The organism is Streptomyces sp. SAS_281, assembly GCF_052542855.1.
This window is the reverse complement of sequence record NZ_JBMNDO010000105.1, coordinates 1-14,175: the sequence shown is the minus strand read 5'-3', so window position 1 is coordinate 14,175 and position 14,175 is coordinate 1. Positions and strand designations below refer to the sequence as shown.

The following is a 14,175-nucleotide window of genomic DNA, read 5'->3' as shown; positions in this document are numbered from 1 at the left end:
GCTACCCCTTGGCCGGGACCGGCTGTTGACCGGGACCGGCCGCGCTCAGCCCTCGTCCCGGTGACGGGCCCTTGAAAGAGTGCGGACAACCCCCCGAAGCACCCACGTGGAGTCCACCCCTCTCATGAGTCCCATACGACTGAGTCCCGTAAGGCGCAGGTCGCCGGGCATACGCTCGGCCTGCCTGGCGGCCGTGCTCGCCACGGCCGGCGCGCTGCTCGGCACCCCCTCGGCCCAGGCCGCCCCGGGCAGCGACCGGCCCGTCCGGCTGACCGCCGGAGCCCTCGCCGCCCTCAGCAAGCAGTACACCCAGCGCAGCGACGGCACCCCCGGCCTGGTCGCCGCGGCCCGGGAGGCCGGCACCGGCACCCGGGACGAGCCGGCCGAGACCGGCGATCGGAGCGGCGGCACGGCCGCCCCCGCCGAGGGCACCGCCAAGGCCCTGAAGACGAAGGCGAGCTGGGAGACCCCGCGCGGCGCCGCCAGCACCCTGGCCCTCGGTGGTACGCAGGACTGGGTGGGCGTCTTCAGCGGCGGAGCGGTCACCCGCTACGACGCCGACGGCGCCCCCGTATGGCAGCGCACCAGCCACTCGCTGTTCGCCGACTGGCAGGTCAAGCCGGAACTCGTCTACCAGGCCGAGGAGTTCAGCCCGGTCCTGCACCAGGGGCACAACCCGTACCAGCCGACGATCAGCGGCGATCACCCGTTCGCCCAGGCCGACTTCAACCACGACGGCGTCGACGACATCGCGGTCGCCTACAGCGTCGGCGCCTCCCCGGCCCGCCCGTTCACCAGCCCCGGCTCGGAGCTTTCGTCGGGCACCTTCGTCTCGTTGCTCGACGGCCGCTCCGGCACCATGCTGTGGCACAAGCTGCTGCCCGGGTACGTCGGTTCGCTGAGCGCCCAGGACGGCCGGCTGATCGCGGCGAACGTCACCGGCCCGGACTGGGGCAACAACCCGGTGGCCGAGGCCGGGAACAGCCGCAGCTCGCTCATCGCGTACGCCTTCGAGCGCGGCGCCCGCGGCGCGGTCACCGGCCGCACCGCCTGGACGTACAGCACCAAGGCCCCCTTCGCACTCTGGTCCGACATCGAGACCATGGGCCGGGGCCGGGTCGCCGTCTCCTGGACCGACACCCCGATGGGCCTGGGCAGCCCCCGGCCCGCCGCCGGGCACGTCATGGTGCTCGACACCGGCAGCGGCAAGGTCCTCACCGATGTGAAGACCCCCGGCTACCCGCGCATCGTGCGCAAGGACCCCGGCTCCGACCGGGTCCTGGTCGCCGAGCAGAACGACCCGCTGGACGGCGTGCGCTGGGATCTCACCGCCGTCGACGTGAAGTCCGGCGAGCGGTCCGTCCTCGCCTCCCGGACCAACACCATTCCCGAGGCGTTCGTCGTCAACGAGGACGCCCACGGCAAGCAGGCCCGCTTCGCCGTCGCGGAGCTCGGCATCAACGCCGACCTGACCGACGGCACGAGCTCGGTCTCCGGCTGGGACGAGCGCGGCCGCACCACGTGGACGTACCGCACCCGCAGCACCGTCGGCCGGCCCGACGCCCCGGCGCTGTCGCTGACCTTCGACCCGCACGGCCGGGGCCAGGTCTACGCGGCCGTCGCCGATCCGGTCGCGCAGACCCGTACCCGTACCGACGGGCCGGAGCACAGCCAGGTCGTGGCGATCGACGCGACCAGCGGCCGTACCCGGTGGACCAAGGAGGGCGCCGTCGTCGGCAGCCAGGTCACGCCGTACCGCGGCGGAATGCTGACCGTCGGCTACGACCTGACGGCGTACACCTTCGGCGCGGGCGGTGACGCGAAGCCGCTGCCGCTGCTCGGCGACGCCTACACCGGCGTGGCCACCGACGTGAACGGCGACGGCGTCAAGGACATCGTCGTCGGCGGCCAGAGCCGGGGCGTCTTCGCGCTGGACGGCCGGACCATGGACCGCACCAGCCCCCGCATCCTGTGGAAGCAGCCCCTCAGCGCCTCGGTCCGCGAGCTGACGCTCGACACGGTGAAGGACAGCGGAGGCCGAGCGGCGCAGCGCATCGTCGCCGCGACCTCGCACGGCTTCGCGGTCCTCGGGCCGAAGGACGGCAAGCCGCTCTCCGACGTGGACACCGGCACTTTCCAGGCCGGAGTCGCCGTCGCCGACGGGCACGTCCTCGCCTCCGGCGACACGCTCTCCGCGTACACCGCCGACGGCCGCCGGGTCTGGAGCTACCGTCCCGAGGGCACGGCCGGCAAGACCGTCGTCTACTCCGTGCCCGCCACGGCCGACGGCCGGATCTACCTGGAGTACGGCGGCGTCCGCACCGCGTTCGGAACCGGCGCCGGCGACCCGGCGCCCACCGCGGTGGCGCTCGACGCGGCCAGGGGCTCCGAAATCTGGAGCATGAAGCCCCAGGGCCTCGCCGCCACCTGGATCGAGCAGCAGGCCGGTGTCTTCGCCGACAAGAACATCCCCGGCGCCGACGGCCACGCCGTCGCCTTCGCCTGGGGCGGCGACCAGCCCTCCACGGTCGCCCACCTCGTGCAGACGGTCGACGGGCGCACCGGCGAGGTGCTGACCGACTACAGCTCTCCCGGTTCGGCGACGTTCCTGAACTTCGCCGCCTCCGCGCGCTACGGCCTGGTCGAGCTGAGCCCGCACGCGGCGACCGTCCACCCGGCCGACGGCGGCGAGCCCTACCTGGTGCGCATCCTCGCGTTCCCGTACCAGGGCACGTTCGCCACGACGGGAAGCGGTGACGAGACCTTCGTCGCCGGGACCCTCGGCATCTTCGGGTACGGCCAGCCGTTCGAGAAGAAGACGGGCGGGTACGTCAACCCCGGGATCAGGGAGTTCGCTCTTGCGGCGGGCAGCGTCGTTCCGGCCGACCTCGACGGCGACAAGGCCACCGACCTGATCGCGCTCCAGCGCGACTGGGGCGGCTACGCCCTCAGCCAGAACGTCGGCGGATACGGCGACAACACCTACGCCATCGACAGCTACCAGCACGGCGTCTCCGTCCTGGAGCTGACCGACGCCCCCGACGCCGGAGCCGCCAAGGCCCCCGCCGCCCACTCGGCCGTGGCGGGCGTCCCGACCGAGGCAGCCCCCGTCGAGACCCCGACCCTGCCGATCGGCCGGGCCACCCCGTCGATCGACATCCATTCCAGCACCCCGGCCACCGGCGCCAACGCCGACGAGGTCACCAAGGGCTACACGCCGCAGCAGATCCGGACCCGCCTCGGTCTGACCGGTGACGGCGCCGGGCAGACCGTGGCGATCACCGTCGGCTACGACTACCCGAGCGCCGAGGCGGACCTGAACCACTTCGCCGAGCACTTCGGGCTGCCGCGGACCTGCGGCAGCGTCGCCGAGGGCACCGACTGCTTCGACTTCGAGCAGGTCTACGCGACCGGCGAGAAGCCCGCCGCCGACGTGAGCTGGGCGCAGGAGGCGGCCCTCGACATCGAGTGGGCGCACTCGGTCGCCCCCAGGGCGAAGATCGTGCTCGTCGAGGCCGCCGACGCCACGGCGTCCGCCCTGTCGAAGGCCATCGACGTCGCCGCCTCGTACCACCCGGCGGCCGTCAACAACAGCTGGGGCATGTCGGAGTACTCCGAGGAGTCCTTCTACGACAAGCACTGCAAGCTGACCGACTCGGTGTGCACCCAGTCCACCGGCGACTTCGGCTACCCCGCGGGGTACTCCAGCACCAACCCGTACGCCCTCGCCATCGGCGGTACGAAGCTGGTGCTCGACGCCGACGGCAACACGACGAGCGAGACCGCCTGGGCGTCCACCGGCGGCGGCCTGAGCTACTTCGAGCCGCGCCCGGCCTACCAGGACGGCGTCCAGCCGTCCGCGTACCGGGCCACCCCGGACGTCAGCTTCGTGGCCGACCCGCAGACCGGCGTCGCCGTCTACACCTCGGCCACGGGCAAGGGCACCTGGATGCAGGTGGGCGGCACCAGCCTCTCGTCGCCGGTCTGGGCGGGCATCATCGCCGCCACCGACCAGCTGAGGGCCACCGCCGGCAAGCAGCCGCTCGCCGTGGCGGGCCCGGCGGGCGACACCGCCCACGCCGCGGTCTACGGCCTCGGCGGCGCGCTGCGCGACATCACCGCGGGCAGCAACGGCTACTGCGGCGCCGAGTGCACCGCCGGACCGGGCTACGACACGGTCACCGGCCTCGGCTCGCCGAACGCCGGAGTCGACAAGGCGCTGGCCGCCCGCAAGTGACCCCCGCACCGAGCTGACCGCAACACCGGGCCCGCCCCCGCCAGGGGCGGGCCCGGTGCCGTTCGCCGCCACGACATGGACAGGGAGGAAGAGATTCGTCCTGATCAATTAGGTTGGGAGGCATATCGCGGGGCACCGTCCGTACGCAGGTACGAGAGAAGGCAGAAGTCCGACATGAACGCGTCCGACAAGCACGCAGGGAGCCGCACACGGCTCACCCAGACGGCCGAGTGGCAGGCCCTGGCCGGGCACCGGGAGAAGCAGGAAGGCGCATCGCTGCGCGAACTCTTCGCCGCGGACCCGGAGCGCGGCACCGGGTACACCCTCCGGGTCGGTGACCTGCACATCGACTACTCCAAGCACCTCGTCACCGACGAGACGCTGACGCTCCTGCGCGAACTCGCCGCGGCCACGGACGTGTTCGGGCTGCGCGACGCCATGTTCCGCGGCGACAAGATCAACATCACCGAGGACCGGGCGGTCCTGCACACCGCGCTGCGCGCGCCGCGCGACGCCGTCATCGAGGTCGACGGCGAGAACGTCGTGCCCGACGTGCACGCGGTGCTCGACAAGATGGCGGCGTTCTCCGACCGCGTCCGGGCGGGGGAGTGGACCGGCCACACCGGCAAGCCCATCAAGAACATCGTTAACATCGGCATCGGCGGCTCGGACCTGGGCCCCGCCATGGCGTACGAGGCGCTGCGCTCCTTCACGGACCGCTCGCTCACCTTCCGCTTCGTCTCCAACGTGGACGGCGCCGACCTGCACGAGGCCGTCCGCGACCTCGACCCGGCCGAGACGCTGTTCATCATCGCCTCGAAGACCTTCACCACGATCGAGACGATCACCAACGCCACCTCCGCCCGCGACTGGCTGCTCACCGGCCTGAGGGCCGGTCAGGAGGCCGTCGCCAAGCACTTCGTGGCGCTGTCGACCAACGCGGAGAAGGTCGCGGACTTCGGCATCGACACGGCCAACATGTTCGAGTTCTGGGACTGGGTCGGCGGCCGCTACTCGTACGACTCCGCCATCGGCCTCTCGCTGATGATCGCCATCGGCCCGGACCGGTTCCGCGAGATGCTCGACGGCTTCCACCTGGTGGACGAGCACTTCCGCACCGCCCCCGCCGAGGAGAACGTCCCGCTGCTGCTCGGCCTGCTGGGCGTCTGGTACGGCGCGTTCTTCGACGCCCAGTCGCACGCGGTGCTGCCCTACAGCCACTACCTGTCCAAGTTCACCGCGTACCTCCAGCAGCTGGACATGGAGTCCAACGGCAAGTCCGTGGACCGCGACGGCAACCCCGTCGACTGGCAGACCGGACCGGTCGTCTGGGGCACCCCCGGCACCAACGGCCAGCACGCCTACTACCAGCTGATCCACCAGGGTACGAAGGTGATCCCGGCCGACTTCATCGGCTTCGCCCAGCCGGTCGAGGACCTGCTGCCCGGGCTCGTCGCCCAGCACGACCTGCTGATGGCCAACTTCTTCGCCCAGACCCAGGCCCTGGCCTTCGGCAAGACGCCGGACGAGGTGCGCGCCGAGGGCGTCCCCGAGGAGCTGGTGGCGCACAAGACGTTCCGGGGCGACCACCCCACGACGACGATCCTCGCCGACCGGCTCACCCCGTCCGTGCTCGGCCAGCTGATCGCCCTGTACGAGCACAAGGTCTTCGTCCAGGGTGCCGTCTGGAACATCGACTCCTTCGACCAGTGGGGCGTCGAGCTCGGCAAGGTCCTGGCCAAGAGGATCGAGCCGGTCCTGACCGAGGGCAAGGGCGGCGAGCAGCTGGACAGCTCCACCGCCGCGCTCGTCTCCACCTACCGCGAGCTGCGCGGGCGCTGAGCCCGCCGGAACGCCCACGGGCCCGGTCCACTCCGAGGAGCGGACCGGGCCCGTGGGCGTTCGAGCGGCGCCCGGTCAGGCGGAGGCCGGCGGGTACAGGGCGCGCGGGAGGCGGGAGGCCGCCGCCGCGTCCAGCAGCCACAGCGTGCGGGCGCGGCCGTACGCACCAGCCGCCGGCGCCTGGATCTCGCCGGCGCCGGACAGGGCGATCGCGACCGCCTCCGCCTTGTCCTCGCCCGCGGCCAGCAGCCACACCTCGCGCGCCGACCGGATGGCGGGCAGCGTCAGCGAGACCCGGACCGGCGGCGGCTTGGGCGCACCGTGCACACCGACGACGGTGCGCTCGGTCTCCCGCACCCCGGGCAGTTCCGGGAAGAGCGAGGCGACGTGCGTGTCCGGGCCGACGCCCAGCATCAGCACGTCGAACTCCGGTACTCCGCCGTGGTCCTGGGGCGCGGCGGCCGCCGCCAGCTCGGCCGCGTACCCGGCGGCCGCGGCGTCGGCGTCCGGGCCGTAGGGACCGTCCGACGCCGGCATCACGTGCACCCGTGAGGGGTCCAGGGGCACGGCGTCCAGCAGGGCCTCGCGGGCCTGCGTGACATTGCGCTCCGGGTCGCCCTCCGGCAGGAACCGCTCGTCGCCCCACCACAGGTCGAGCCGCGACCAGTCGACCGCGTCCCGGGCGGGCGCGGCGGCGAGCGCGGCCAGCAGGCCGTTGCCGTTGCGCCCGCCGGTGAGCACCACCGAGGCGTCGCCGCGCGCGGCCTGGGCGTCCACGATCTTCGTGATCAGCCGGGCCGCGGCGGCCTGCGCCATCAGCTCCTTGTCGCGGTGCACGACGAGCTGCGGGACTCCGGTCACTTCGCCGCCGCCTTCTTCGCCGGGGCGGCCTTCTTCGCGGCGGGGGCAGGGGCCTGCGCCGGTGCCTTCGCCGACTCGCCGGAACCCGCCTTGTTGAGGCGGTCCACGCCGAACTTCACGGTCGACTCGTAGATGTTGTCCGGGTCCAGGCGGCGCAGCTCCTCCGCGAGGAGCTCCGCCGTCTCGCGGCGCTTGAGCGCCACCGCGCGGTCCGGCTGGCCCACCATGCAGAGCGTGGCGAGCGAGCCGTCGGCCCGGTCCAGGACGATGTCGCCGTTCTTGGTGACCATCCGGACGGCCGTCAGGCCGGGGCCGCCGGACGTGGTGCGCTCCACCGGGACCCCGAGCCGGTCCGCGAGCCACATGGCCAGCAGCTCGCAGCTCGGGTTGTCCGACTCGCCCTCGACCGTGGCCGAGACGATCTCCGCCGGCTGCTGGTCGAGCGCGGCGGCCAGCATGGAACGCCAGGGCGTGATGCGCGTCCACGCCAGGTCCGTGTCACCGGGCCGGTAGGTGTCGGCGCGCACCCCCAGCTCCTCCAGCGGGTGCTCGGCCGAGTAGGTGTCGGTGATCCGGCGTTGGGCCAGTGCGCCGAGCGCGTCCTTCGCCGGGTCGGCGGGGGAGTCCTGCGGCCACCACACCACCACCGGGGCGTCCGGCAGCAGCAGCGGCAGGACGACCGACTGGGCGTGGTTGGCCAGCTCGCCGTGGAGCCGGAGCACCACGGTCTCGCCGGAGCCCGAGTCGGAACCGACCCGGATCTCGGCGTCGAGCCGCGCGTCGCGGCGGGCGCGCGGCGATCGGCTGAGCCGCTTGATGACGGCGATGATCCGCGAGGGGTGTTCCCGCGAGGAGTCGCTCGCCGCCTTCAGCGCGTCGTAGGCGTTCTCCTCGTCGGTGACGATGACGAGGGTGAGGACCATCCCGATCGCCGGGGCGCCGACCGCGCGCCGGGCCGAGATGAGCGCCTGGTTGATCTTGCTGGACGTGGTTTCCGTGAGATCGATCTTCATGGCCGGCGCCAGCTCCGTCCGTCGCGTGCGAGCATCTCGTCCGCCTCGGCCGGACCCCAGGTGCCGGCCGGGTACTGGGCGGGCTTGCCGTGCTTGTCCCAGTACTCCTCGATCGGGTCGAGGATGTTCCAGGAGAGCTCGACCTCCTGGTGGCGGGGGAAGAGGTTGGCGTCGCCGAGCAGGACGTCGAGGATGAGCCGCTCGTACGCCTCCGGGCTGGACTCCGTGAAGGACTCGCCGTACGCGAAGTCCATCGTGACGTCCCGGACCTCCATCGAGGTGCCGGGCACCTTGGAGCCGAACCGCACGGTGACGCCCTCGTCCGGCTGCACCCGGATGACCAGGGCGTTGCCGCCCAGCTCCTCGGTGGCGCCGGACTCGAAGGGCAGGTACGGCGCCCGCTTGAAGACGACCGCGATCTCCGTGACCCGGCGGCCGAGCCGCTTGCCGGTGCGCAGGTAGAACGGCACGTCCGCCCAGCGGCGGTTGTTGATCGTCAGCTTGATCGCGGCGAAGGTGTCGGTCTTCGACTTGGGGTCGATGCCGTCCTCCTCCAGATAGCCGAGGGCCTCCTCGCCGCCCTGCCAGGCATGCGTGTACTGGCCGCGCACGGTGTGCTTGCCCAGGTCCTCGGGCAGCTCCACCGCCGTGAGCACCTTGAGCTTCTCGGCGACCAGGGCCTTCGGGTGGAAGGAGCCGGGCTCCTCCATCGCGGTCAGCGCCAGCAGCTGGAGCAGGTGGTTCTGGATGACGTCACGGGCGGCGCCGATGCCGTCGTAATAACCGGCCCGGCCGCCGATGCCGATGTCCTCGGCCATCGTGATCTGCACGTGGTCGACGTAACTGCGGTTCCAGATCGGCTCGAACATCGTGTTGGCGAAGCGGAGCGCCAGGATGTTCTGGACGGTCTCCTTGCCGAGGTAGTGGTCGATCCGGAAGACCTCGTTCGGCGGGAAGACGTCGTGCACGATCTGGTTGAGCTCCTGCGCGCTCTTCAGGTCGTGGCCGAACGGCTTCTCGATGACGGCGCGGCGCCAGCTGCCTTCCTTCTGGTCGGCCAGCCCGTGCTTCTTGAGCTGCTGGACGACCTTGGGGAAGAACTTCGGCGGGACGGACAGGTAGAAGGCGAAGTTGCCGCCCGTGCCCTGCGCCTTGTCCAGCTCCTCGATCGTGGCCCTCAGGGTCTCGAAGGCCACGTCGTCGTCGAAGTTGCCCTGCACGAAGCGCATGCCCTGGCTGAGCTGCTGCCAGACCTCTTCGCGGAAGGGGGTACGGGAATGCTCCTTGACGGCGTCGTGGACGACCTGGGCGAAGTCCTCGTCCTCCCAGTCGCGGCGCGCGAAACCGATGAGCGAGAAGCCCGGCGGCAGCAGGCCGCGGTTGGCCAGGTCGTAGACGGCGGGCATCAGCTTTTTACGGGACAAATCGCCCGTGACGCCAAAGATGACCAGGCCCGACGGCCCCGCGATGCGCGGGAGCCGTCGGTCCTGGGCGTCACGGAGCGGGTTGGCTCCGGGAACACCAGACAAAATGGTCAGCCCTTCGAGGGGGCGAGGCGCTGCAGCTCCGCCTCGGTCGACTTGAGCAGGTCGTTCCAGGCCGTCTCGAACTTCTCGACGCCCTCGTCCTCCAGCACCTGCACGACGTCGTCGTAGTCGACGCCGAGCTTCTTGATGGTGTCGAGGTCCGCACGGGCCTGGTCGTACGCACCGGCGACGGTGTTGCCGGTGATCTCTCCGTGGTCCGCCACCGCGTCCAGAGTCGCCTCCGGCATGGTGTTGACCGTGTTGGGCGCGACCAGGTCCACGACGTACAGGGTGTCCTTGAGGGCCGGGTCCTTCACGCCGGTCGAGGCCCACAGCGGACGCTGCTTGTTGGCGTGCGCCTTGTCCAGGGCGGCCCAGCGCTCACCGGCGAAGACCTCCTCGTACGCCTCGTAGGCCAGCCGGGCGTTGGCCAGGGCGGACTTGCCCTTCGCGGCCTTCGCCTCGTCGCCGCCGACGGCGTCCAGGCGCTTGTCGATCTCGGTGTCCACGCGGGACACGAAGAACGACGCCACCGAGTGGATCTTGGAGAGGTCCAGGCCCGCGGCCTTCGCCTTCTCCAGGCCCGTCAGGTAGGCCTCCATGACCGCGCGGTAGCGCTCCAGCGAGAAGATCAGCGTGACGTTGACGCTGATGCCCCGGCCGATCGTCTCGGTGATCGCGGGCAGACCCGCCTTGGTCGCCGGGATCTTGATCAGCGTGTTCGGGCGGTCCACCAGCCAGGCCAGCTGCTTGGCCTCGGCGACCGTGGCCGTCGTGTCGTGCGCCAGTCGCGGGTCGACCTCGATGGAGACCCGGCCGTCCTGGCCCTCCGTCGCGTCGAAGACCGGGCGCAGGATGTCGGCCGCGTCCCGGACGTCCGCGGTGGTGATCATGCGGATCGCCTCCTCGACGGTCACCTTGCGGGCCGCGAGGTCGGTGAGCTGCTGGTCGTAGCCGTCGCCCTGCGAGATGGCCTTCTGGAAGATCGACGGGTTGGTCGTGACCCCCACGACGTGGCTCTGGTCGATCAGCTCGGCCAGGTTGCCCGAGGTGATCCGCTTGCGCGAGAGGTCGTCGAGCCAGATCGCCACGCCCTCGTCGGAGAGGCGCTTGAGTGCGTCTGTCATGAGAAATGCATCTCCTACTAGTCGTATACAGGCGTCAGCGCGTGGCGGCGGCGAGGGATTCCCGGGCGGCCGCGGCGACGTTCTCGCCGGTGAAGCCGAACTCGCGGAACAGGACCTTCGCGTCCGCCGAAGCGCCGAAGTGCTCCAGCGAGACGATCCGGCCGGCGTCCCCCACGTACCGGTACCAGGTCAGGGCGATGCCCGCCTCGACGGCCACACGCGCCTTGACCGACGGCGGCAGGACGGAGTCCTTGTAACCCTGTTCCTGCTCCTCGAACCACTCGACACACGGCATCGACACCACACGGGTCGGAATTCCGGCCGCCTGGAGCTCCTCGCGCGCCTCGACGGCGAGCTGGACCTCGGAGCCGGTGCCGATCAGCACGACCTGCGGCTCGCCGCCCTCGGCGTCGAACAGCACGTAGCCGCCCTTGGCCGCGTCCTCGTTCGCCTCGTAGGTCGGCACGCCCTGGCGGGTCAGCGCCAGACCGTGCGGGGCGCCCTCGCCGAACACCTTGGTGTAGCGGCGCAGGATCTCGCGCCAGGCGATGGCGGTCTCGTTGGCGTCGGCCGGGCGCACGACGTTGAGGCCCGGGATGGCGCGCAGCGAGGCCAGGTGCTCGACCGGCTGGTGGGTCGGACCGTCCTCGCCGAGGCCGATCGAGTCGTGCGTCCACACGTAGGTCACCGGCAGGTGCATCAGCGCGGACAGGCGCACGGCGTTGCGCATGTAGTCGGAGAACACCAGGAAGGTGCCGCCGTAGATGCGGGTGTTGCCGTGCAGCGCGATGCCGTTCATGGCGGCGGCCATGGCGTGCTCGCGGATGCCGAAGTGGATCGTGCGGCCGTACGGGTCGGCCTCCGGCAGCGGGTTGCCCGCCGGGAGGAACGACGACGTCTTGTCGATCGTGGTGTTGTTCGAACCGGCCAGGTCGGCGGAGCCGCCCCACAGCTCGGGGATGATCCCGCCGAGCGCCTGGAGCACCTTGCCGGACGCGGCGCGGGTGGCGACGCCCTTGCCCGTCTCGAAGACCGGCAGGCTGTCCTCCCAGCCCTTGGGCAGCTCGCCCGCGGCGATCCGGTCGAAGTCGGCGGCGCGCTCGGGGTTGGCGGCGCGCCAGGCGTCGAAGCCCTGCTGCCACTCGGCCTTCGCCTCGCGGCCCCGGTCCAGGGCGCGGCGGGTGTGCGCGATGACCTCGTCGGCGACGTCGAAGGACTTCTCCGGGTCGAAGCCGAGGACCTTCTTGGTCGCGGCGACCTCGTCGTCGCCGAGTGCCGAGCCGTGCGACGCCTCGGTGTTCTGGGCGTGCGGGGCGGGCCAGGCGATGATCGAGCGGGCCGCGATGAACGACGGGCGCTCGGTCTCGGCCTTGGCGGCCAGCAGCGCGCGGTGGAGGCCCTCGGGGTCCAGGTCGCCGTTGGGGAGCTGGTCGACGCGCTGGACGTGCCAGCCGTACGCCTCGTAGCGCTTGACGGTGTCCTCGGAGACCGCGGTCTCCGTGTCGCCCTCGATGGAGATGTGGTTGTCGTCCCACAGCAGGACCAGGTTGCCCAGCTTCTGGTGGCCGGCCAGCGAGGACGCCTCGGCCGAGATGCCCTCCTGGAGGCAGCCGTCACCGGCGACGACCCACACCATGTGGTCGAACGGGGAGGTGCCGGGAGCCGCCTCCGGGTCGAACAGACCGCGCTCGTAGCGGGCGGCCATGGCCATGCCCACCGCGTTGGCGACGCCCTGGCCCAGCGGGCCGGTCGTCGTCTCGACCCCGGTGGTGTGGCCGTACTCCGGGTGTCCCGGGGTCTTGGAGCCCCAGGTGCGGAACGACTTCAGGTCGTCCAGCTCCAGGCCGTAGCCGGCCAGGTAGAGCTGGATGTACAGCGTCAGGCTGCTGTGACCCGCCGAGAGCACGAACCGGTCGCGGCCGGTCCAGTCCGCGTCCGCCGGGTCGTGCCGCATCACCTTCTGGAAGATGGTGTACGCGGCGGGAGCCAGGCTCATCGCCGTGCCCGGGTGGCCGTTTCCGACTTTCTGTACGGCGTCCGCGGCGAGGACGCGGACGGTGTCCACGGCCCGCTGGTCCAATTCGGTCCACTGGAGGTCTGTGGTGGTCGGCTTGGTGCTCACCCTGAGTCAGGGCTCCTCTCCAACTGTTGTAGACCGGTGACTGTGACCGCACCGGATGCTGTCGAGCCTACCCCCGTCCGTACCCGTGTTTTCCGGCTCCTACCAGGGTGCGGGCGGGCCGTGGAATCCGCCTCCCGTATGAGCGGAAGGGCTCACCGATGGGCTTCTCCGATGAGCGCGCGGACCCACTCCTGGGCGCTCCGAAGAGCGGCCCCGGGCGCGGTTGCGGGGGTCCCGGAAGCGGGTCGCGCGCACCTTGCGACACCAGTGCGTCACTCGTGCGTACGAGACGGCTCGCGACCGGGCCGGGGCGGCCGTCCGCGCCACATCAACACGACCCCACCCCCGCGAAGGGCGGCCTGTCCCCAACGTCTACAGTGGTCGGGTTCGCGCAAGTCTTCACTGGGCCCTCACGCCCGGAGCTTGCTGGGATTTCTCTGTCAGGGGTGTGCGTGACGGCCGTCGAGTCCCGACCCGCAGGGGTCGCCTTGACTCCGAGCCCAGGGGGCCAACGCCCGTTCGGGGCCCGTGTCAAGGCATTCGTGGCACTGACCAAGCCTCGGATCATCGAGCTGTTGCTGATCACCACTGTTCCGGTGATGTTCCTGGCCGCTCAGGGTGTACCCGACCTGTGGCTCGTGCTCACTACCACCATCGGCGGTTATCTGTCCGCCGGCGGTGCCAATGCACTGAACATGTACATCGACCGCGACATCGACGCGCTGATGGACCGTACGTCGCAGCGCCCGCTGGTCACCGGCATGGTGAGTCCGCGCGAGTGCCTGGCCTTCGGCATCACCCTCGCGGTGGTCTCGACGGTCTGGTTCGGGCTGCTGGTCAACTGGCTGTCGGCGGCGCTGTCGCTGGGCGCCCTGCTCTTCTACGTCGTGATCTACACGATGCTGCTGAAGCGCCGCACCGCGCAGAACATCGTCTGGGGCGGCATCGCGGGCTGCATGCCGGTCCTCATCGGCTGGTCCGCCGTGACGAACGAGATGTCCTGGGCCGCGGTGATCCTCTTCGCCGTCATCTTCTTCTGGACGCCGCCGCACTACTGGCCGCTGTCGATGAAGGTCAAGGACGACTACGCGCGCGTCGGCGTCCCCATGCTCCCGGTCATCGCGTCCAACCGGGTGGTCGCCCGCCAGATCGTCGCCTACAGCTGGGTGATGGTCGCCGTGTCGCTCCTCCTCACCCCGCTGGGCTACACCGGCTGGTTCTACACGGCCGTGGCGCTGCTGACCGGCGGCTTCTGGCTCTGGGAGGCGCACGGGCTGCTCAGCCGGGCCAAGGCCGGCGTGACGGGCGCGAAGCTCAAGGAGATGCGGCTGTTCCACTGGTCGATCACCTATGTGTCGCTGCTCTTCGTAGCCGTGGCGGTGGACCCCTTCCTGCGGTAGAACCCCTGCTCCGTCCGACGGGCGGGGAGCGTGGCACAAGCCACGCT

General features: G+C 71.1%; 8 protein-coding genes. 3 read left to right on the top strand and 5 right to left on the bottom strand.

Annotated features, from left to right (window positions below; translation table 11 throughout):
• Nucleotides 1-193 precede the first annotated feature (193 nt).
• The gene (locus tag ACN6LM_RS29555) at nt 194-4,237 is read left to right on the top strand and encodes a hypothetical protein (protein WP_445068442.1); all 4,044 of its coding nucleotides are present in this window, start codon (nt 194-196) and stop codon (nt 4,235-4,237) included.
• 174 nt (nt 4,238-4,411) lie between these two features.
• The gene (gene pgi / locus ACN6LM_RS29550; RefSeq protein ID WP_445068441.1) at nt 4,412-6,079 is read left to right on the top strand and encodes a glucose-6-phosphate isomerase; all 1,668 of its coding nucleotides are present in this window, start codon (nt 4,412-4,414) and stop codon (nt 6,077-6,079) included.
• 75 nt (nt 6,080-6,154) lie between these two features.
• On the opposite strand, the gene pgl is transcribed toward pgi, so the two are convergent.
• The 5 genes from pgl to tkt are packed head-to-tail and all read right to left on the bottom strand — an operon-like array spanning nt 6,155 to nt 12,728.
• Complete coding sequence (gene pgl / locus ACN6LM_RS29545) at nt 6,155-6,940, bottom strand: 6-phosphogluconolactonase (protein ID WP_445068440.1); 786 nt, start codon at nt 6,938-6,940, stop codon at nt 6,155-6,157.
• Complete coding sequence (opcA, locus tag ACN6LM_RS29540) at nt 6,937-7,953, bottom strand: glucose-6-phosphate dehydrogenase assembly protein OpcA (protein WP_445068439.1); 1,017 nt, start codon at nt 7,951-7,953, stop codon at nt 6,937-6,939. The genes pgl and opcA overlap by 4 nt, the downstream gene beginning before the upstream one ends.
• A complete protein-coding gene (gene zwf, locus ACN6LM_RS29535) occupies nt 7,950-9,482 on the bottom strand; it encodes a glucose-6-phosphate dehydrogenase (protein WP_445068438.1) in 1,533 nt (510 codons plus the stop codon). The genes opcA and zwf overlap by 4 nt, the downstream gene beginning before the upstream one ends.
• A 5-nt stretch (nt 9,483-9,487) precedes the next feature.
• Entirely contained in the window at nt 9,488-10,606 is a 1,119-nt protein-coding gene (gene tal / locus ACN6LM_RS29530) for a transaldolase (protein ID WP_445068437.1), read from the bottom strand.
• Nucleotides 10,607-10,640: 34 nt separating this feature from the next.
• Nucleotides 10,641-12,728 (bottom strand): transketolase, encoded by a 2,088-nt coding sequence (gene tkt / locus ACN6LM_RS29525; protein WP_445068436.1) that lies wholly within the window; start codon nt 12,726-12,728, stop codon nt 10,641-10,643.
• Between the two features lie 446 nt (nt 12,729-13,174).
• On the opposite strand from tkt, the gene ACN6LM_RS29520 reads away from it, so the two are divergent.
• On the top strand, nt 13,175-14,128 hold the full coding sequence (locus tag ACN6LM_RS29520) for a heme o synthase (protein WP_164401355.1): 954 nt from the start codon (nt 13,175-13,177) through the stop codon (nt 14,126-14,128).
• The last annotated feature ends 47 nt before the right edge of the window (nt 14,129-14,175 follow it).

Excerpts from the sequence above, each read along its gene's own strand:
- pgi (WP_445068441.1), top strand. The coding sequence starts at position 4,412 with ATGAACGCGTCCGACAAGCACGCAGGGAGCCGCACACGGCTCACCCAG.
- opcA (WP_445068439.1), bottom strand. The coding sequence starts at position 7,953 with ATGAAGATCGATCTCACGGAAACCACGTCCAGCAAGATCAACCAGGCG.
- tal (WP_445068437.1), bottom strand. The coding sequence starts at position 10,606 with ATGACAGACGCACTCAAGCGCCTCTCCGACGAGGGCGTGGCGATCTGG.